Source organism: Roseococcus suduntuyensis, assembly GCF_014196305.1.
Lineage (GTDB): Bacteria > Pseudomonadota > Alphaproteobacteria > Acetobacterales > Acetobacteraceae > Roseococcus > Roseococcus suduntuyensis.
The window spans coordinates 515,989-535,544 of record NZ_JACIDJ010000001.1 but is presented as its reverse complement, the minus strand read 5'-3'; the positions used below and the strand labels follow the sequence as shown (position 1 = coordinate 535,544).

Sequence of the window (19,556 nt, the reverse complement as noted above, 5' to 3'; positions counted from 1 at the left end):
CTGGACGTCGAGTGCCCGGCTGTCCAGCATCACGCCCAGGGAGACATGTGGGGAGAACGCGCCAATGACCTGGGACCTCTACGCCATCCGCTACGCCACAAACCCGCGCCGGCTTGCGCGGGACAATTTCATCACCGCCAGCGGTGATCCGCATGACGCCGCCATGCCGATGGACTTCTTCATCTGGTGCGCGGTGAAGGATGGGCGCGCGGTGGTGGTGGACAGCGGCGCCGACGCCGCCACCTGCGCCGCGCGCGGCAATGACTTCCTGCGCTGCCCGGCGGAAAGCCTGGCCGCCATCGGCGTGGACGCGACGCAAGTGGAGGATGTGGTCTCCACCCACCTGCACTGGGACCACGCCGGCAACTTCGGCAAATTTCCCCGTGCGCGCTTCCACGCCCAGCCCTGCGAAATCGCGCACGCCACCGGCCCCTGCATGTGCCAACCCTTCCTGCGCCGCGCCTATGACGTGGAGCATGTGGTGGGCTTCGTCCGCCTGCTCTACGCCGACCGCGTGTGCTTCCACGAGCAGGAGGGCGAGGTCGCGCCCGGCATCACCGTCCGCCAGGTGGGCGGGCATGCGCCGGGGCTGCAGGTGGTGCGGGTGCACACGCGGAAGGGCTGGGTGGTGCTGGCCTCGGACGCCATGCACTTCGCGGCCAATGCGCGCACCGGGAACCCCTTCCCGGTGGTGGTGAACGTGAAGGACTACCTCGACGCGCTGGCCCTGCTGCCCAGGCTGGGCGAACACGTCATCCCGGGGCATGACCCGGAGGTGATGGCGCGGCACGAGGAGGTGGCGCCGGGCATCGTCAGGCTGGCATGAGCCGCCCGTCGCGCATCGTCACGATGCGGTCGGCCAGGTCCAGCACGCGGTTGTCATGCGTCACCATCAGCGTGGTGGTGCCGCGCGCCGCGCCCAGCCGCTTCAGCAGCGCCACCACGGCCAGGCCGTTCTCCGCGTCCAGCGCGGCGGTGGGTTCGTCGGCGAAGATGATCTCGGGGCTGCCGGCCAGCGCGCGCGCCACCGCCACGCGCTGCTTCTGCCCGCCGGAAAGCCGGGCCGGGTGGTAATGCAGGCGGTCTTCCAACCCCACCAGCGACAGGGCGCGGGCCGCGGCGGCCTCGGCTTGCGGCACCGCGCCGTGCACGTCGAGGGCGAGGCGGACATTCTGCACCGCCGTCAGGCTCTCATGCAGGTTGTGCGCCTGGAAGATGAAGCCCATGCGGCGCCGCGCCCCGGCCAGCGCGGTGGCGGAGGCGCCGGCCATCTCGCGCCCCAGCACCCGCACCGAGCCGGCCTGCACGGACCGCAGCCCGCCCAGCAGCGTCAGCAACGTGGTCTTGCCGGAGCCGGAGGCACCCATCAGCACCACCAGCGCCCCGCGCGCGATGTCCAGGTCGAGGCCGAACAGCACCTGCCGCCGCGCCTCGCCCGCGCCGAAATGGTGGTCGAGGCCGCGCACCATGATGGCCGGTTCCATCAGAACAGTTCCGCCGGATCGGCGCGGGCCAGGCGCCGCGTGGCGAGGGCGCCGGAGGCCACGCACATCACCACCGTGCCCGCGAAGACGCCCAGCAGCCGTTCGGGCGGCATCAGCACGTCAATGCCCGTCACCGCCGTCAGCAGCGCGTAGAGGCCGTAGGCCATGAGGCTGCCGGGGATGAAGCCCAGACTCGCCAGCACCACCGCCTGCTCCATGATGATGCCGAGGAAGAAGCCCTGCCGGTAGCCCATCGCCTTCATCGTCGCGTATTCGCGCAGATGGTCCGCCACGTCCGAGGACAGCACCTGGTAGACGATGATGATGCCCACCAGCGCGCCCATCAGCACGCCCATGCCGAAGATGATGCCGACCGGGCGCTGCGTGGTCTGGAAGGCCTGGTCGCGCGCCAGCGCCGTGGCGATGGGCCGGGCCACCGCGTCGGGGCCGGGCAGGGCCGCGTTGATCCGCGCGGCCAGCGCCGGCACGTCCTGCCCCGGCGCGGCGCGCACCAGGATCAGGTTCGGCGCAGGGAGCGAGCGATTGCGGAACAGGGTCACGAAGCTCTGGTCCGACATCACCAGCCAGCCATCGCCGCTGAAGCTGCCGCCGATGGTGAAGCTGCCGTGCAGCGTCAGGCCGCGGCCCTGGAATTCGAAGCGCTGCGGCGTGCCGGCATCGAGGCCGGCGAAGACCTCGGGCGGGACGTTGCGCGTGGCGCGGTCGATGAAGGCCGCGCCGGGCAGCGTCAGCACGTCGCGCCGCCCCTCCAGCGCGCGCAGCGAGGGCAGGCGCGGGTCCACCCCCATCACGTCGAGCGAGCGGGCCGACCCATCGGCCGAGCGCCATTCCAGCTTGCCCATGAAGACGGGCGCGGCGGCGGCGACGCCGGGCACGGCCAGCGCGTCCAGCATGCGCTGGCGCGGCAGGGGGCTGCCATCGGTCAGCGTGTTTGCGTCGGGGGCCTGGATCAGGATGTCGGCGTCCAGCGCAGCATAGGGAAGGCCGACGGTGCTGGTCAGCGCGCCCATGAAGCCCAGCTGCATGAAGACCAGCAGGTTGGCGAAGCCCACGCCCAGGATGGCGGCGAGGAAACGCCCGCGCCGGTGCGCGAGCTGCAGCCAGCCGATGGGCAGCCGCCCCAGCAGCCGCGTGGCGAGCGCCATCACGGCCCGATCCGCGCCGTGACCTGGAGGTTGACCAGCGTTGCGGCGCGCCGGGCCGCCTCGCCCTCCAGCGCCACCACGGCGCGCACCACGCGCGCATCGGTGGCGGCGGCGGGGCTGGGGTCCGTCACGGTCTGGCGCTGCACCTCGCGGCCCAGATGGTCCAGCGTGCCGTGCAGAGGCGCCTCCAGCGCGGGCGAGACCAGCGTGACCGGCGCGCCCGGGCGCAGGCGGGCCACGCGGTCCTCATGCACCTCGATCTCCGCGATCATGTCGTCGAGCCGGGCGAAGGTCATCAGCCCGGCATTGCCCGGCCGCTCGCCGGGGCGGGCGTGCAGGGTCAGCACCGTGCCCGCGCTGGGGGCGCGGATGGTGGCGCGGGCCAGGTCGGCGGCGGCGCGGTCGCGCTCGGCGGCGGCGGTGTCGAGGTTGCGGCGCGCCAGCAGGATATCCGGCTGCGCCTCGGGCGGGCCGGCGTGGCGGGCCAGTGCGGCGCGGGCGCGGGCGGCGTCCTGCTCGGCCTGGGCGTGGGCCAGGCGCCGCTGGTCCAGCGTCTGGGCGGGGGTGGCGCCGCGCGCGGCCAGGGCCTCGGCGCGCTCCAGGTCGCGGCGCAGCACGGGGAGCGAGGCCTCGGCGCGGGCCAGGGCGGCCTCCGCCTCGGCCAGGCTGGTGGCGACGGCGAGCAGGGTCTGCGCCAGCGCCGCCTCGCGCTGGGCGCGCTGCGCCTCGGCGGCGGCCAGGGCGGCGGCGAGGGAAGGCGCGCTGTCGAGCGTGGCGAGGATGGCGCCCTCCTCCACCGTGTCGCCTTCGCGCACCCGAAGCTCCGCCAGCCGCGCATCACCACCGCCGAAGGGGGGAGCGATGGTGATGACGCGGCTGCGCGGCACCAGCCTGCCGATGGCGAGCACGGGGGAGGGCCCGCCCTCCACGGACCGGGCTGGGCCGCTGTCCGCAGCGGGGGCTGCGGGCGGGGGGGCGGGGCGTGGCCAGGCCATGACGGCCACGGCGCCCACGGCCAGCGCCGCGAGCAGCCCGCCGAGCCAGCCGAGGCGGCGGCGCGCGAGGGGACGCGCCACCTCCATCGGCAAGTCGCCGTCACGGGTGGTATCGAGGGCCACGCACCATGTTCCTTTGCGATATTGACCCTCTGGTCATTATCATGGTGCGGGCGTGAGGGGAAGCATTAATGACCGACGGGTCAGCAAAGCCGCGTCGCCGGCGGAAGGAGGCGCGGCCGGGTGAAATCCTGGAGGCGGGCCTCGCCGAATTCACCGAGCGTGGCTTCGGCCCGGCGCGCATGGAGGACATCGCGCGCCGCGCCGGCGTCGCGAAGGGCACCGTGTTCCGCTATTTCCCGACGAAGGAGGCGCTGTTCGAGGCCGCCGTGCAGTCGCGCCTGGCCCCCGTGCTGGCCGGCGCCGAGGCGGCCCTGGCCGACCCCCCCGGCACGGCCACGGAGATGCTGCGCGCCCTCATCATCGAGGCGCATCGCGGCGTGATGGACAGCGACATGCCGCTGATCATGCGCATGGTCCTGACCGAGGGGCCGCGCTTCCCGCAACTCCTGGAGGCCTATCACCGCCTGTCCATGGCGCGCGGCCAGGAGGTGATCCAGCGGGTGCTCGCCCGCGGGGTCGCGGCGGGCGAGTTCCGGGACAGCGCCCTGCTGCGGGCGCCCATGCTGATCATGGCGCCCGCGCTGATGGCCGCGATGTGGCGGCTGAACTTCGAGCGGCTCGACCCCGTGCCCCGCCAGGCCCTGCTGGAGGGGCACCTCGAGATGGTGTTCGGCGCGCTGGCGTCCGATGCGCCGAGGCCACCTGCTGGCCCCGACGGATCAGCCGCGAAGGAACAAGACCTCAGCCCACCGGGTTCACCAGCTCCCCGATGCCTTCCACCGCGATCTTCACCACGTCGCCGGTCTTGAGCACCTGGGGCGGGTCCATGGCATAGCCCACGCCCTCGGGCGTGCCGGTCATGATCAAGTCGCCGGGGCGCAGGGTGAAGCCGAGCGAGAGGTGGTGCATGATCTGCCCCACGTCGAAGATCATCTTGCTGGTGCGCGAGGACTGCCGCATCTCGTCATTCACCCAGAGCTGGATGGCGATGTCGGAGGCGTCCAGCTCATCGGCCGGGATGATCCAGGGGCCCATGGGGCAGGAGCCGTCCAGCGACTTGCCCTTGAACCACTGCCCGTAGCGGCGCTGCAGGTCGCGCCCCGTCACGTCATTCGCGATGGTCCAGCCGAAGATGTGCTTCAGCGCGTCCTCGGGTGCGATGTTGGTGCCGGCGGTGCCGACGACGATGGTCAGCTCCGCCTCATAGTCCAGCCACTTCGTGATGCCGGTGGCGCCGTGGTCCGGGATGGTGGCGCCATGGGCGATGACCGTGTCCGGCGCCTTGGTGAAGAATTGCGGGAATTTCGGCAGCTCGCTGTTCGTGATGCCGCGGGTCCGGTCGCCCTCGGCCACATGGTCCATGTAGTTGCGGCCCACGCAGAAGACGTTGCGCGCCGGGCGCGGGATGGGCGCGCAGAGCGTGACCTCCGACAGCGGCAGCCGGGCGGTGGCGGCGGGGGCGGCCATGGCGGCGCGGATGGCGGAAAGCGCCTCGGCGCCCCCCTCGATCACCTGCGTCATCTCGGCATAGGGCAGGCCGGCGGCGGCGAAATCCAGCACCTCGCCGTCATTGAGCAGGGCGCCGGCGCGGGCCGGGCCGCCCCCCAAAGGGGCGCCATGCGGGGCAAAGGTGACGAGACGAAGCGCCATGTCGTGATCCTTCCGGAAGGGTTTCCCGAATAGGGACGCGCCCGGCGCGGCTTGGCAAGCCGGGGGGGTGTTCATGGATTGGCAAGGCGGGGCGCGCAGGAAGGGCGTGGCCGACATCTTCCCGCCCCCAAGGAGCTGCCAGCCCATGACCTCGCGCTTCCTGGCCCCGCGGCGTGCCGTGCTGAAAGCGGGCCCGCTGCTGCTCGCCCGCCAGGCCGTGGCCAACCCGGAGGACGCCCTGCGCAGCCAATGGTCCCGCTTCCGCGACCAGTTCATGGCGCCGGAGGGCCGGGTGGTGGACACGGGCAATGGCGGCGTCTCCCACTCCGAGGGGCAGGGTTGGGCCATGCTCTGCGCCGTCCGGGCCGATGACCCCATCAGCTTCCACCGCCTGCACGGCTGGACCATGCGTGTGCTGAAGCGCCCGCAGGATGAGCTGTTTTCCTGGCGCTATGCCCCCGCCCTCGCCACGCCGGTGAGTGACGCGAATAACGCGACCGACGGCGACCTGTTCATCGCCTGGGCGCTGCTGGAGGCCGGCGCGCGCTGGGGCGATGCGGGGCATGCGGCGCAGGGCGCGGCGCTGGCGCGCGACATCCTCCGGCGGCTGGTGCGCATGGTAGGGGCGCACCTGGTGCTGATGCCCGGCCTGCGCGGCTTCGAGCACCAGGCGCATGTGGTGCTGAACCCATCCTATTATGCCTTCCCCGCCATCCGCGCCCTGGCCGCCGCCGTGCCGGACCCCGCCTGGCTGCGGCTGGCGGCGGACGGGCTCGGGCTGCTGCGCCGGGCGCGCTTCGGCCGCTGGGGCCTGCCGCCCGACTGGCTGAAGCTGGAGCGGGAGAATGGGCGGCTCCGCCCCGCTTCCGGCTGGCCGCCCCGCTTTTCCTACGACGCGGTGCGGGTGCCGCTCTATTTCGCCTGGGTGGGGCTGACCGAAGAGCCGGCGCTGACCGCGGCGGCGCGCTTCTGGTCCGACCGGACGCACCGGCATCTTCCTGCCTGGGCCGATCTCACCAATGATGTTGTATCGCCCTATGCGGCCTCGCCCGGCATCGCGGCGGTCGCGCAACTGATCCGCGTGTTGCGATCACCAGCCACAATCCAGGCGTGCCCTGTACAAGAAGGCGGCGCTGTTTCCGATTATTACTCCGCCTCGCTGTCCTTGTTGGTTGCATTGACTGCAAGGGATTCGGGCCTATGCTGATCAAACGTCAACATTTTTGTGCAAAGATGACGAAAATTGCTGTTTCCCGATGGGGGTTTCCCGTCCATGTTAGACGGGCACCGAGGGTTCGAAAGCCAGCATCGCCATGGAGAATGACGTCGCCCGTATTCGCGCGGCCCTGAATACCCCTGGGCTGAAGTATCGCAGCTTCGGCAATCAACCCGTGCGCGGTGAGCCCGAGGCCCCGCCTCCCGCCGAGACCGTGCCCGCCCCGAATGCGGAAGGGCCTTCCGAAACCATGCCCGAGCCGCGTCCCGCCATGGGCCCCTTTGGTCCGGTGGGCGCGGGGATGGGGCCGTTCGGACCGCTCGCCCATGCCGAGCCCGCCCCGCCGCCGTCCGAGACCGCGCCTGCCGCCGTGGTCGAACTGGCCGCCCCTCCCGTCGCGCCGGAGCCCATGGTCGAACCCATGATCGATTGGGCCGCACTCGCCGCGGCGGCGGCCGAGCCTGAACCCGCGCCGTCGCCGCCCCCCATCGCCCCGGTCTCCATCGCCCCAGTCGCCAACGCCCCAGTCGCCAACCCGGTCGCCAACGCCGTGCCGCCCGCGCCCCCGCCGCCGCTGCTGGACCTCGCGCCCGCCCCGCCGCCGCCCCAGCCATCCCCTCCGGTCCAGGTCATGGCCACGCCGCCGCCTCGTCCCACGCCGGTCCCGGCGCCCACGCCCACCAGCAGCGGCTTCTCCCTGCTGGATGCGCTGTCGAGCCAGGACATGGGCGCGCCCGCGCCTCCTCCCGCCCCGCGCAGCACGCTGGCCCTGTTGCGTGGCGCCGTGGCGGCCGAGGACGCGCCCCCGCCCCCGCCGCCGCCCGAACCCTTGCCCGCGGCCGAGGTCACGACGCCGCTCGCGGAGGTGATGCGAATGATAGCCGAGGGGCTCGCCGCAAGGCAGGATGCGCGTGCCGCCATGGCACCCCCCGCACGCTAGTCCTGGAGCCTCCATGCCCCTTCTCTGTTTCGCCTCGCCCAAAGGTGGTGTCGGCAAGACGACGCTCGCGGCGAATATCGCCGATGCGCTGCGCCGCCAGGGGCGCCGTGTGCTCGTCATGGATTTCGACCCGCAGAACACGCTGCGCCTGCATTTCGGCGTGCCGCTGACCGATACGGGCGGCTTCATGGTGGAATTGCCTAAGCGGCCGGACTGGCGCGACCTGGTGCGGCAGACCGCCTCGGGCGTGATGCTGCTGCCGCACGGCTCGGGCGACATCCGCGGCACGCTCGGCCTCGCCCATGCGCTGGAGCGCGACCCGGAGCTGCTGGCGGCACCCATGCGCTCCATCCTGGGCGACCCCAACCTGCTGGTGGTGGCGGACACGCCGCCGGGCGCCTCGCACGCGCTCAACATCATCGCGCCCATGGCGAGCCTGGTCTGCACCGTGCTGCTGCCCGATGCCACCAGTGCGGCGCTGATCCCGGACATCGAGAGCGGTCGTTTCCTCGGCGCGGGCACCATGGCGACGCTGTTCGCCGGAAGGCTGCGCGTGGTGCTGAACGCGGTGGACCCCAATGCCCGCCTCTCGCGCGCGGCGGCCGAGACGGTGGCGCGGCATATCGGCCCCCGCCTGCTAGGCGCCGTGGCGCGCGACGAGCTGGTGGCGGAGGCGCTGGCCGCGCAGCGCCTGGTGCTCGACCTCGCGCCCACCAGTCAGGCCGCCGAGGACCTGCGCGAGATCGCGCGCGGGATCGAGGCCGCGCTGCCCAGCGGGCCCGACCCATTCAGCGCCGGCTGGGGCGCGCGTTGAGCGCGGCTCCTTCCCGCAGGTCCGAATGGCTCGCCCGGCTGCCGCTGGCGCGCACGAAGCTGTTCGGCACGCTGATGGCCCTGTTTGGCGGCGTCTTCGCGCTGCTGGTCATCGTCGTGCCGATGGAGGCCGAGCAGCAGGCGGTGTTCGGCCTGCTGGGCTTCCTGGTCTTCCTCATCTTCAACCGCCTGCCGGGCCGCACCGTCACCATCATGCTGGCGGTGCTCTCGGCGCTGGTGTCGCTGCGCTACATCTACTGGCGCATCACCGAGACGCTGGACTTCACGGGCTTCTGGCAGACCTTCCTCGGCACCGGGCTGGTGCTGGCGGAACTCTATGCGCTGGTGGTGCTGGTGCTGTCCTACGTCCAGCTGGTCTGGCCGCTGGAGCGCAAGCCCGCCGCCATGCCGGACGACCCGGACGAGTGGCCGGTCGTGGACGTGTTCATCCCCACCTACAACGAGGCGCTGGAGGTGGTGCGCCCCACCGTCTTCGCCGCCCTGGCCATGGACTGGCCGGCCGACAAGCTGCGCGTCCACCTGCTGGATGACGGACGACGCGAGGAGTTCCGGCGCTTCGCCGCCGAGGCTGGCTGCAACTACATCATCCGCCCCGACAACAAGGGCGCGAAGGCCGGCAACATCAACCACGCCATGGCGCAGACCGATGGCGAATACATCGTGGTGTTCGACTGCGACCACGTGGCGACGCGCGGCTTCCTGCAGCTCACCATGGGCTGGATGCTGCGCGACAAGGGCCTGGCCATGGTGCAGACGCCGCACCACTTCTACAGCCCCGACCCCTTCGAGCGGAATCTCGTGGTCGGCCGCAAGGTGCCCAATGAGGGCCTGCTCTTCTACGGGCTGATCCAGCAGGGCAACGACTTCTGGGGTGCCGCCTTCTTCTGCGGCTCCTGCGCCGTGATCCGGCGCACGGCGCTGGAAGCGATTGGCGGCGTGCCGACCGAGACGGTCACCGAGGATTGCCACGCCTCGCTCAAGATGCAGATGGCGGGCTGGCGCACGGCCTATCTCCGCGTGCCGCTGGCGGCGGGCCTCGCGACGGAGCGCCTGGTGCTGCACATAGGCCAGCGCATGCGCTGGGCGCGCGGCATGATTCAGATCCTGCGGATCGAGAACCCGCTATTTGCCCGGGGTCTCAACCTTCCGCAGAGAATCTGCTATTTTTTGTCAACCATTCATTACCTTTTTCCTCTGCCGCGCTTCGTGTTCCTCACGGCGCCGCTCGCCTTCCTCATCTTCCAGGAGAACGTCATCGCGGCCTCGCCGCTCGCGATCGTGGCCTATGCGGGGCCGCACATCATCCACTCCATCGTGACCGCCTCGCGCATGCAGACCACGACGCGCCATTCCTTCTGGTCCGAGATCTACGAGACGGTGCTGACCGTCTATCTCCTGCCCGTGATGCTCGCGACGCTGCTCGACCCGAAGCGCGGCAAGTTCAACGTGACCGACAAGGGCGGCACGCTGGAGGAAGGCTATTTCGACATCCGCGCCGTCGGCCCCAGCATGATCCTGGCGCTGGCGCTGATCACGGGGCTGATGCTGGGGGTCTATGGCCTCTCCACCAACCCGCCGGCCAGCCTGGAATTCCAGGCCTACGCGCTGAACGTGTTCTGGGCGCTGCTGTGCCTCATCTCGGTGCTGGCCGGCATCGCGGTGGGGCGTGAGCGGCGGCAATTGCGCGAACGCGCGCGGGTGCGCGCCACCGTTCTGGCCACCGCCATCCTGCCCGATGGCCGCCGCGTCGAGGGCGTGACCGAAGACCTTTCCCTGGGCGGTGCCGCCCTGCGCCTGGACCGCCCGGAGGGCGTGGAGGATGACGCGCTCGTGACCATCGAAGTGGATACCGGCATGGACCGCACCCGCGTGCCGGCCGAGGTGTTGCGCTGGCAGGAAGGCCGGCTGCAGGTGCGTTTCGCCCCCCAGGACATGCGGGACGAGGGCGCCATCGTGCGCGTCGTGCTGGGCCGGGCCGATGCCTGGGTGGACTGGGACGACGTGCCGGCCGACCGCCCCCTGCGCTCGCTGCGCGACGTGGTCTTCACCATCGGCGGGCTCTTCGCCGGTGAATCCCAGTTCTCCCGCCCGCGCACCGTTGCGGCCAAGCCCGTCCAGGCCGCGCCGCCCGTCGCCACCTTCCAGGAGGAGGAGGAGGACGAGGAGGAGGCCCCGCCGCCGCGCCGCCGCCGCTTCTGGCACCGCACCGCCGCCACTGCCACGCTGGTGCTGGGGCTGCTGGTGCCGGGCTTCGCGCTGGCCCAGGGCGCGCCGCCGCCGCTGGCGCCCCTGCCGCCCCCGCCGGGCGCCACCCGCCCGCAGGCGGCGCCGCCCGCGGCGCCCAGCCTCGCGCCCCCGCCGGCGCCGAGCCTGGCGCCCGTCCCGCCCCCGGCCGCACCGCTGACGCTGGTGCCGCGCCCCTCCGCGCCGGCCATACCCCTCGGCGGCCCCTTGGCCGCGCCGCCGCCCGCGGCCCAGCCCTTCGCCGCCCCGTCCGAACCGCCGCCCGCCGCCCAGCCCTTCGGCCTGCCCGGCCTGTTCGGCGCGGCGCCCGCCACGGGCATCCGGCAGGAGACGCGCACGCTGAGCCAGCTCGGCCTCGCCGGGCCCATGCAGCTGCGCGGCGTGTCGGACCTGCAGGGCGTGCTCTTCGGCGTGCGCGGCGACGAGGTGGTGACGCAGGCGGTGCTGCTGCTGGAAGGCGCCACCTCGCCCGCGCTGATCCCCGAGCTCAGCCAGATCGCCATCACCATGAACGAGCAGTTCGTGGGCGCGGTGCAGCCCGACCGCGGCCGCCCGGCCTTCGGCCCGCTGGAATTCCCGATCAACCCGGCCTTCTTCTCGGACGCGAACCGGCTGAATTTCCGCTTCTCCGGCCGCTACGCCATCGAGTGCAACGACCCGGTCTCCGGCCTGCTCTGGGCCTCCATCTCCAATAACTCCACGCTGACGCTGACGCTGGAGCGGCTGCCCACCGTGCGCGACCTGGCGCGCCTGCCCGAGCCCTTCTTCGACCCGCGCCTGCTGCGCGAGCCGCTGGTCCTGCCCATCATCATGCCCGGCGCGCCGTCCGACGACATGATCCGCGCCGGGGCCATCGTCTCATCCTGGTTCGCCATCCAGGCGGATTATCGTGGCGCCACCTTCCCCGTGGCCTCCGAGATCCCGATGCAGGGCAATGCGGTGGTCTTCCTGGCGGGGCTGGACAGCGTGCCGGGGCTGGCCATTCCGCGCCTGGATGGCCCGACGCTGGCGGTGGTGGACAACCCCAATGATCCGCTCGGGCTGCTGCTGGTGGTGGCGGGGCGCACGGGCATCGAGATGGTGGCCGCCGCCACGGCGCTGGGCGCGGGCCGCGAGGCGCTGACGGGCGAACTCGCCTTGGTCAGCGCGCAGGATATCCCGGCGCGCCTTCCCTATGACGCGCCGCGCTGGGTCCGCACCGACCGCCCCGTGCGCTTCGGCGAGCTGATGGACCCGTCGGAACTCCAGGCCTTCGGCTATGTGCCCGGCCCCATTCAGGTGCCCTTCCGCACGGCGCCCGACCTCTACACCTGGCGCGGGCGGCCCCTGCAGGCCGATATCCGCTTCCGCGCGCCGCCCGGGCCCATCCTGGATGTCGCGGTGTCGCGCATGGATGTCGCCATCAACGACGTCTTCCTCCGCTCGGTCCCGCTGGCGGGTTCCGATCCGGGCTGGCCTTTGAGCTGGGTGCGCGAGCAGTTCTTCTCGACCGATCGCGGCCAGTCCACGGTGGGCATGCCCACCTACCTGATGTTCGGCCAGAACGAGCTGCAGCTGCGCTTCGACATGCGCCCGCTGCACCGCGGCGACTGCGTGGCCGTGCCGGGCGACATCCGCGCGGCGGTGGACCCGGACAGCACGCTGGACCTGACGCGGGCGCACCGCTTCGCCACCCTGCCCAACCTCGCGCATTTCGTCAGCTCGGGCTTTCCCTTCACGCGGCTCGCGGATTTCGCGCAGACGGCGGCCGTCATCCCGGAACGCCCCACGGCGGCCGAGCTGGAATCGGTCTTCACCCTGATGGGCAAGCTGTCGGCCATCGTGGGCTATCCGCCCATCGGCATGCAGGTGGCCCGACCCGACGGGCTGCAGGCGTTGGCCGACCGCGACCTGCTGGTGTTCGGTGAGCTCTCCCGCCAGCCCGCCCTGGCGCGGCTGCTGGCCGATGGCCCCATCCAGATGGAAGGCAACCGGCTGACGGTGCGGGTCAATGACGGGCTGCCCGCCTTCCGGCACATCTTCGGCGGTGAGCGGCAGGAGATGGTGGACCGCGTCTCCGCCCAGCTCGCCGCCCCCGGCGAGGCGCTGGGCGCGCTGATCGGCTTCCAGAGCCCGCTGCGCGCCGGCCGTTCGGTGGTGGCGCTGACGGGCTCCAGCCAGGAAGGGGTGGAGGCGATGATCGTGGCGCTGCGCGACCGCGAGCAGCTGCCCCGCGTGCAGGGGGACCTGGCACTGCTCTCGGGCGGGCGGGTGGATGCCTTCCGCATCGGCCCGACCTATACGGTGGGCTTGCTGCCGCCCTGGCTCTGGCCGGAATACTACCTGGGCAACAACCCCTGGACGCTGGTGCTGATGACGACCCTGGCGCTGATCCTGCTGGCGGCCCCGCTCTACTGGGTGCTGCGCCGCCGCGCCGCGCGCCGCCTGAGGGAGCGTTCGCTGTGACGCCGCGCCGCGCCCTGCTGGCCGCGCCCGCCCTGGTTCTGGCCGCCGGCGCGACGCGCGCCCGGAGCGCCTGGGCCCAGGGCACCGGGGATTCCCTGGTGCTCGCTGGGCAGCAAGGCTGGCTGTTTCCCTTCTGGGACAACCTCACCCAGTTGGACGAGGTGGCGATGCGCCAAGTGCTGGGCCTGCACACGGAAGTGATCGCCCTGCTCAAGCGCGGCAACATCGAGGTGGCCTACTGCCTCATTCCCATGAAGGCGCGCATCTATCGCCGCTTCCTGCCGGCCGGGCGGCGCTTCGCCCCGGTGGTGGAGCGGCGCTATTCCAACCTCGTCGCGGCGCTGCGGGCGGCGGGCGCGCTGGCGCCGGACCTCGCGGAGGTGATGGCCCAGGCCTCCGCCATCGACCCGCATTGGCCGGTCTTCTTCCGCAGCGACACCCACTGGACGCCGGTGGGCGCCGAGACCTGCGCGGTCGCTTTGGCAACGGCCATGCGCGCGCAGTTCCGCCTGCCGGCGCCGCCGCAGGCCGGGGTGCGGCTGGGCAGCATCCGCATGCTGCGCCTGGCGGTGGGCGACCTGGTGCAATACCTGCCGCCCGAGCAGCGCGGCGCCTTCGGGCCGGAGGAAAGCCCCATCCGCAACGTGCTGCCCGCCACCGCCGGCGCGGCCGCGCTGCTGGAGGAGGATGCCTCGGACATGCAGGTGGTGGGCACGAGCAACGTCCAGCCGCGCTTCAACTTCGTGCCCGTGCTGTCCAACCAGATGGAGCGCGCGGTGGGCCTGTCCTGGCTGCCGAACAATGTCGGCCCCTATGCGGCGCTGCTGGAGTATGTGCGGGGCAGCGAGTTCCGCCAGCGCCGCCCGCGCGTCATCGTCTGGAACCACCTCGAGAGCGACATGTCCACGCCCATCAACAACCCGAACTGGCGGCAATCGGGCCTCAACGCCGAGAGCTTCCTCAATGGCCTGCGGCAGGCGGTGCTGGCATGAGGCGCCCGCTTCTCGCCCTCCTGGCCGCGCTGGGGCTGGCCCTGGCGCAGCCGCACGAGGCCCGCGCCCAGGGCCAGGTCTATGAGCCCGCGCCGCCGCCCGGCTCGGCCTATGTGCGGCTGATGAACACGCTGCCGGCCGAGGTCGCGGTGCGGCCCGACTTCCTGCCGCCGCAGCGGCTGGGCGTCGCGCTGCCGCACCAGCGCGTCACGGCCTATACGGTGGTGGAGAACGTGGCGGGGCGCACGCTGCGCCTCGAACTCACGGAAGGGTCGCGGCGGGGCAGCGGCACGCTGACCGTGGCGCCGGGCAGCTTCGTGACGGTGCTGGTGCATCGCGGGCCGGGCGGCAACCCGGCCATGACGGCGCTGGTCGAGGACACGGACTTCAACCGCGCCCGCGCCCGCATCGCCTTCTACAACGCCCTGCCGGACTGCCCGGCGGCGGGGCTGGCGCTGCTGCCCGGTGGGCAGGCCGTGTTCAGCGACGTGCCCGCGCTGCAAAACCGCGCGCGCAGCGTGAACCCGGTGCAGGCCCAGGTGCGGGCCGTCTGCGGCGAACGCGTCTCGCCCGAATTCGGCCTGCACGGGCTGGAGGCGGGCGGCATGTATTCCATCTGGCTGGTGCCGGGCCCCGGCGCCGCGCCGCTCGCCTTCCTGCTGCGCGACAGCACGGCGCCCTTCCGCCGATGACCCGCGCCGCGCCCCGCCGCCGGATGCGCCGCGCCATGGCCGCGCTGGGCCTCGCGCTGCTCATGCCCGTGGCGGGCGCCCAGGCGCAGCGGCCGGAGGACAACCGGCTGAGCGGCACGCTGGGCGCCACGGCCGCCCTGTTCGAGCAGGCGCTCTATTGGCTGTCGCAGAACCAGCCCGAGCGCGCCTTGCAGACGCTGGACCGCATCCTGCTGGTCGAGCCCGACAATGTGGACGCGATGGTGGCCAGCATCGAGGCCGCCGCCCTGGCCGCGCAGCCCGCCACCGTGCAGCGGCACCTGGACAGCATGCGCCGCCTCATTCCCGGCGACCCGCGGCTGGCCACGGCGGAGGAGGTGGCGCGCCTGCTCTCCGACGACGCCGCGACGCTGATCGCGGCGCGGCAGCTCGCCACCGCCGGCCGCCAGGCGGAGGCGGTGGAGCGCTACCGCCAGCTGGCCGGCGGGCGGGCGGTGCCGGTGGCCATCGCCAACGAATACTACCAGGCACTGGCCGCCACCTCGGAGCAGGGCTACCGCACCGCCGTGGCGGAATTGCAGGACCGCGTCTCGGCCGACCCCAATGAAAGCCGCCTCGCCCTGCTGCTGGCCGAGCTGCTGACCTATCGTGAGGACACGCGGTCGGAGGGCATAGACCGCATGCAGTACCTCTCGGCGCGGCCGGGCATCCGTGACGCCACGCGCAACCCCTGGCGCCAGGCCCTGCTCTGGAGCGGCGACGACCCCGAGACGGCCGCGCGCATCAACGCCTACCTGCTGGTCTTCACGGGCCAGGATGGCGACCTGGACGCCAAGCTGGAACGCATCCAGGACGCCGGCGTGACGCCGGGGCAGGAGGCGCGCGCGCTGGCCTGGGCCCGCATCACCGAGCAGCGCCTCATGGATGCCGAGGTGCAGTTCGAGCGCGCCCTGCTGGAGGACGCGGAGGATGCCGAGGCGCTGGTGGGCCTCGCCGTCATCCGCAAGATCCAGAACCGCTTCGCCGAGGCGCGGGAATTCCTCGACCGCGCCATCGCCTTCGCCCCCGACCGGCAGGAGGAGTTCGAGCGTTCGGTGGGCAGCCTCGACCCGGTGGAGGTGGGCGTGCGGCAGGGCCCGCCGCCGGTGCCGGCCTCGGTGCTGGCCTGGCGTGCCATGGCCCGCAACGACCTGGACCGCGCCGACCGGCTGGCCCGTGTGGCGGCGCGGCAGCGCGGGGAGGAGCGCATCCAGGGCGAGCTGATCCTGGGCTCGATCGCGCTGCAACGCGGCGACCTGCCGGCGGCCGAACAGCGCTTCCGCGCCGTGCTGGCCCTGCGCCCGCGGCAGGAGGACGCGCTGCAGGGCCTCTACACCGCCCTGCAACGCCAGAACCGCTTCGCCGAGGCCGAAAGCCTGCGGCGGGAGACGGGCCTCGCCCCCAGCCAGGCCGCGCGCGTCGCCCATGCCGGCGCGCTGGTGGAGAATGCGCGCCGCCTCGACCATCCCGAGCAGGCGCTGGAGCAGCTGCGCGCGGCCATCGCGCTGAACCCCGCCAATCCCTGGCCCACGGTGGACCTGGTGCGGCGCCTCAAGACACTCGGCCAGGCTGAGGAGGCGCGCCGGCTGGAGCGCGGGCTGGAGGCGCGCACCGACGCCGAATCCTCCATGGCCGCCGCCCTTCTGGCCTTCGACGACGAGCGCTTCGGCGATGCGCTGGCGCTGTTCGAGCGCGTGCCGGCCCGCCTTCGCAACCCGGACATGGCGCGCATCGCGGCGCTGACACGGCGCGAATTCGAGGTGCAGCAGCTGGAGGACGCGGTGCGCGCCCGCCGGCCCGATGCGCGCGGCCGGCAGCCCGACGCACGGCGCGCCTCACCCCCCGACGCGCTGCGCGCTTCACAGCCCGACGCGCTTCGCGCGATGGTCGCCGCCGCCGGCCAGCGTGACCCGGGCGGGCTGCTGGCGCCGGCCGTGATCCGGGCATTGGGGCGCCTCGACGAACCGCAGGCGGCGGTGGAGGCGGCGCAGGCCGCGCTGCGCGCCAACCCCGATGCCAGCGTGATGTCGCGCATCCTGATCGCGGGCGCGCTGATCCAGGCCAAGCGGCCGGCGGTGGCGCAGGAGATCACCTCGCCGCTCACGCGCGCGCAGAACCTGACGGCGGAGGAGCGGCGCGAGCTGAACGCCGTGCTGGATTTCGAGGCCATGGCCGTGGCCGACGATGCCACCCTGCGGGGCCGCTTCGCCGAGGCCGAGGCCGCGCTGACCGCCCGCGACGCCCAGCGCGGCGCGGCACCCGCCGCGCGCAACCAGAACCTCGCCATGGTGCGGCTGCTGATGGCGCGTCGCCGCCTGCCCGAGGCGCGTCGCATCGTGGAGGACATCCTGCGCGAGGACCCGCGGAACCATGAGGCGCGCATCGCCCTGGTGGACATCGCCGTCGAGCAGCGCGACTGGGCCGCCGCCCATGCCGCGCTGGTGGAAGGCGCCTTCTTCTCGCCCGGCGATTTGCGGATGACGCTGGCCGAGGCGCGGCTGAACCGCGCCCAGGGCAACCAGGCCGCGACCCTGCGGCTGATGGAGGCCGCGGCCTCGCGGCGCCTCGCGGCACTCCGCGCCGATGGCGAGGTGGGGGCCGCCGCCGCGGCCGCCGAGGCCATGCGCCCCGGCGCGGGGGCCGCGCGCGCCGTGCGCCTGACCGATGCGCTGACCTCACAGATCGCGCAGGAGCTGATCCGCGCGCGGGACGAGGCGGCGGTGTGGCTGCAGAGCGGCTTGCAGATCCATGCCCGGCCCGGCTCGGGCGGCACCTCGCGCCTGACCACGCTGACGGCGCCGACCGAGGTCTCGGCCCCGCTGCCGGGCGTGGGGGGGCGGCTGACGCTGGGCGCGGACATGGTGGCGCTGCAATCGGGGCGGCTTGGCTCGGGCTTCCGGGACCAGCAATCCTTCGGCACCAACCCGCTCTTTCTCCAGCGGGACGTCACCGCGCCCGCCTTCCAGCGGCCGCAGGGCAACATCGACGGCGTGGCCCTGCGCATGACCTGGCTGCGCGAGAACATGCGGGCGGAGGTGGGTTCCACGCCGCTCGGCTTCCACCGGCCCACCTTCACCGGGATGCTGGAGGCGGTGCCGCGGATCACGGAGGGGCTGCGCCTGCGCCTGACGGCGGAGCGCACGCCCGAGACCAGCTCCATGCTCTCCTACGCGGGCTACCAGCAATCGCCTTCGCACGGGCCCTTCTGGGGCGCGGTGACGCGCACGGGCGGGCGCGTCACGCTGGAATATTCCACCAGCGACCGGCTGGGCTTCTATGGTGGCGGCGGCGCCCACATGCTGCGCGGCACCAATGTGGTGGACAACACGCGGTGGGAGGTGTTCGGCGGCGTCTACTACGCCGTGCTGCGCCAGCCGGGGCAGCAGGTGACGGTGGGCGTGGACCTGCGCCACACGGGCCATTCGCGCAACGCGGGCGGCTTCACCTTCGGCCATGGTGGGTATTTCAGCCCCGCGCGGTCCTTCGTCGGCTCCTTGCAGGGCGAGTATCGGGCGCAATGGGGCGACTGGACCTTCCGCGGCATCGGCGCGGTGGGGTGGCAGAGCTTCCGCACGGCGCTGGCCCCCGTCTTCCCGACCAACCGGGGCTACCAGGCGGCGCTGGAGGCGCAGGCGGCGGCCAACCCGGGCGTCTTCGACACGCATATCGGCGGGCAGCGCAGCAGCGGGCCCACGGGCAGCATCTTCGCCAATCTGGAATACGCCATGACGCCCAACCTGCGCCTGGGGGCGGCGGCCCGGTATGAGCGGGTGGGGAATTTCGCGGACACGGCGGGCTTCTTCTATCTGCGCTACCGGCTTGACCGGCCGCGCGCCGACCTGGAGCCGTTGTTCGCGGGCGCGCCCACCGTCTATCCCAACGTGAACGACCCGATGGTGAGCAGCTATCGCGCCGGCGCGCCGGAACTGGTGCGGATGCCCTCGGGCGCGACCCGTCCCGTATGGTGAGTTGGCTTCGCGCCGTCGGCGCCCTTCTGGTCCTGACTGGGCTGGCGGCGCTGGCCCCTCCCGCGCTGGCGTCCTGCCCCGGCCCGCTGGACATGCGCACCCTGCCGCCAGAGGCCCGGCCCGCGCCCCACCCCTGGCCGCAATGGGCGGAGTTGAACCGGGCGCTGTCGCGGCGGCTCTCGGCCACGCGGCTGGAGGAGGTGGAACTGGTCTTCCTGGGGGATTCCCTGGTGGCGGGTTGGACGCCCGCCCTGTTCCAGCATTTCTACGGCCACCGCCGGGCACTGAACATGGGCGTCGCGGGCGACACCACGCAGACGCTGCTGTGGCGCCTGCGCCAGGGCGGCTGGCCCGCCGCGCTGCGCCCGCGCGCCGTGGTGGTGCTGGTGGGCACCAACAATGCGGGCTTCGGCTGGCATGCCCTGCCCACGGCCCAGGCCATCCTGAGCGTGGTGGAGGAGGTGCGGGCGCGTGCCCCCGGCGTGCATGTGGTGCTGGTCGGACTGCTGCCCCGCGGGACCGAGCCCGACGACACCGGGCGCACGTTCAACCAGGAGGTGAATCGCTTCCTGGCCCCCTGCCCGGATGGGCGCACGCTGTTCGGGCTGGATGCCGCGGATGTGCTGCTCGATGGCAGGCAGCGCCTGACCTCGCTGGTGTCCTACGACCAGCTGCATTTGACGCCCTATGGTTACGCGATACTTTCCACCGCCTTGGAAAGCGCCCTGCGCGCCGCCCTGGAGGTGCCCGCGCCGGCCACCCGGTAGGGCGGCATCCGAGGTCCATCAC

General features: G+C 72.7%; 14 protein-coding genes. 10 read left to right on the top strand and 4 right to left on the bottom strand.

Annotation, left to right across the window (positions count from 1 at the left end; translation table 11 throughout):
• Positions 1–64: 64 nt before the first annotated feature.
• The gene (locus GGQ83_RS02440) at positions 65–826 is read left to right on the top strand and encodes an N-acyl homoserine lactonase family protein (protein ID WP_184382003.1); all 762 of its coding nucleotides are present in this window, start codon (positions 65–67) and stop codon (positions 824–826) included.
• Here the strand turns inward: GGQ83_RS02440 and GGQ83_RS02435 are convergent.
• The 3 genes from GGQ83_RS02435 to GGQ83_RS02425 are packed head-to-tail and all read right to left on the bottom strand — an operon-like array spanning position 813 to position 3,768.
• On the bottom strand, positions 813–1,484 hold the full coding sequence (locus GGQ83_RS02435) for an ATP-binding cassette domain-containing protein (protein ID WP_184382002.1): 672 nt from the start codon (positions 1,482–1,484) through the stop codon (positions 813–815). The genes GGQ83_RS02440 and GGQ83_RS02435 overlap by 14 nt on opposite strands.
• On the bottom strand, positions 1,484–2,650 hold the full coding sequence (locus GGQ83_RS02430; RefSeq protein ID WP_184382001.1) for an FtsX-like permease family protein: 1,167 nt from the start codon (positions 2,648–2,650) through the stop codon (positions 1,484–1,486). Before GGQ83_RS02430 ends, GGQ83_RS02435 begins: the two co-directional genes overlap by 1 nt.
• On the bottom strand, positions 2,650–3,768 hold the full coding sequence (locus tag GGQ83_RS02425) for an HlyD family efflux transporter periplasmic adaptor subunit (RefSeq protein ID WP_184382000.1): 1,119 nt from the start codon (positions 3,766–3,768) through the stop codon (positions 2,650–2,652). Before GGQ83_RS02425 ends, GGQ83_RS02430 begins: the two co-directional genes overlap by 1 nt.
• Before the next feature lie 68 nt (positions 3,769–3,836).
• Between GGQ83_RS02425 and GGQ83_RS02420 the strand changes: the two genes are divergently transcribed.
• A complete protein-coding gene (locus GGQ83_RS02420; RefSeq protein ID WP_184381999.1) occupies positions 3,837–4,577 on the top strand; it encodes a TetR/AcrR family transcriptional regulator in 741 nt (246 codons plus the stop codon).
• On the opposite strand, the gene GGQ83_RS02415 is transcribed toward GGQ83_RS02420, so the two are convergent.
• The gene (locus GGQ83_RS02415; RefSeq protein ID WP_184381998.1) at positions 4,510–5,418 is read right to left on the bottom strand and encodes a fumarylacetoacetate hydrolase family protein; all 909 of its coding nucleotides are present in this window, start codon (positions 5,416–5,418) and stop codon (positions 4,510–4,512) included. The genes GGQ83_RS02420 and GGQ83_RS02415 overlap by 68 nt on opposite strands.
• Before the next feature lie 145 nt (positions 5,419–5,563).
• On the opposite strand from GGQ83_RS02415, the gene GGQ83_RS02410 reads away from it, so the two are divergent.
• The 8 genes from GGQ83_RS02410 to GGQ83_RS02375 all read left to right on the top strand — a co-directional run bounded on the left by GGQ83_RS02410 (position 5,564) and on the right by GGQ83_RS02375 (position 19,534).
• A complete protein-coding gene (locus GGQ83_RS02410) occupies positions 5,564–6,625 on the top strand; it encodes a glycosyl hydrolase family 8 (protein ID WP_184381997.1) in 1,062 nt (353 codons plus the stop codon).
• A 106-nt stretch (positions 6,626–6,731) separates the two neighbouring features.
• The gene (locus GGQ83_RS02405; protein ID WP_184381996.1) at positions 6,732–7,574 is read left to right on the top strand and encodes a hypothetical protein; all 843 of its coding nucleotides are present in this window, start codon (positions 6,732–6,734) and stop codon (positions 7,572–7,574) included.
• A 13-nt stretch (positions 7,575–7,587) separates the two neighbouring features.
• Positions 7,588–8,388, top strand: coding sequence for a cellulose synthase operon protein YhjQ/BcsQ (locus GGQ83_RS02400; RefSeq protein ID WP_184381995.1), 801 nt, complete (start codon positions 7,588–7,590; stop codon positions 8,386–8,388).
• A complete protein-coding gene (gene bcsA, locus GGQ83_RS20255; protein WP_184381994.1) occupies positions 8,385–13,097 on the top strand; it encodes a UDP-forming cellulose synthase catalytic subunit in 4,713 nt (1,570 codons plus the stop codon). The genes GGQ83_RS02400 and bcsA overlap by 4 nt, the downstream gene beginning before the upstream one ends.
• Complete coding sequence (locus tag GGQ83_RS02390) at positions 13,094–14,089, top strand: alginate O-acetyltransferase AlgX-related protein (protein WP_184381993.1); 996 nt, start codon at positions 13,094–13,096, stop codon at positions 14,087–14,089. Before bcsA ends, GGQ83_RS02390 begins: the two co-directional genes overlap by 4 nt.
• Entirely contained in the window at positions 14,086–14,781 is a 696-nt protein-coding gene (locus GGQ83_RS02385) for an ABC transporter permease (RefSeq protein ID WP_184381992.1), read from the top strand. The genes GGQ83_RS02390 and GGQ83_RS02385 overlap by 4 nt, the downstream gene beginning before the upstream one ends.
• Positions 14,778–18,767: a cellulose synthase subunit BcsC-related outer membrane protein gene (locus GGQ83_RS02380; protein WP_184381991.1), complete on the top strand. Its 3,990-nt coding sequence runs from the start codon at positions 14,778–14,780 to the stop codon at positions 18,765–18,767. The genes GGQ83_RS02385 and GGQ83_RS02380 overlap by 4 nt, the downstream gene beginning before the upstream one ends.
• Entirely contained in the window at positions 18,764–19,534 is a 771-nt protein-coding gene (locus GGQ83_RS02375) for a GDSL-type esterase/lipase family protein (RefSeq protein WP_184381990.1), read from the top strand. The genes GGQ83_RS02380 and GGQ83_RS02375 overlap by 4 nt, the downstream gene beginning before the upstream one ends.
• The last annotated feature ends 22 nt before the right edge of the window (positions 19,535–19,556 follow it).

Bases quoted from the DNA above. Each gene is read 5' to 3' on its own strand.
- GGQ83_RS02430 (WP_184382001.1), bottom strand. From the start codon at position 2,650: ATGGCGCTCGCCACGCGGCTGCTGGGGCGGCTGCCCATCGGCTGGCTG.
- GGQ83_RS02385 (WP_184381992.1), top strand. From the start codon at position 14,086: ATGAGGCGCCCGCTTCTCGCCCTCCTGGCCGCGCTGGGGCTGGCCCTG.
- GGQ83_RS02380 (WP_184381991.1), top strand. From the start codon at position 14,778: ATGACCCGCGCCGCGCCCCGCCGCCGGATGCGCCGCGCCATGGCCGCG.
- GGQ83_RS02420 (WP_184381999.1), top strand. From the start codon at position 3,837: ATGACCGACGGGTCAGCAAAGCCGCGTCGCCGGCGGAAGGAGGCGCGG.
- GGQ83_RS02435 (WP_184382002.1), bottom strand. From the start codon at position 1,484: ATGGAACCGGCCATCATGGTGCGCGGCCTCGACCACCATTTCGGCGCG.
- GGQ83_RS02410 (WP_184381997.1), top strand. From the start codon at position 5,564: ATGACCTCGCGCTTCCTGGCCCCGCGGCGTGCCGTGCTGAAAGCGGGC.
- GGQ83_RS02415 (WP_184381998.1), bottom strand. From the start codon at position 5,418: ATGGCGCTTCGTCTCGTCACCTTTGCCCCGCATGGCGCCCCTTTGGGG.
- GGQ83_RS02440 (WP_184382003.1), top strand. From the start codon at position 65: ATGACCTGGGACCTCTACGCCATCCGCTACGCCACAAACCCGCGCCGG.
- GGQ83_RS02405 (WP_184381996.1), top strand. From the start codon at position 6,732: ATGGAGAATGACGTCGCCCGTATTCGCGCGGCCCTGAATACCCCTGGG.
- GGQ83_RS02400 (WP_184381995.1), top strand. From the start codon at position 7,588: ATGCCCCTTCTCTGTTTCGCCTCGCCCAAAGGTGGTGTCGGCAAGACG.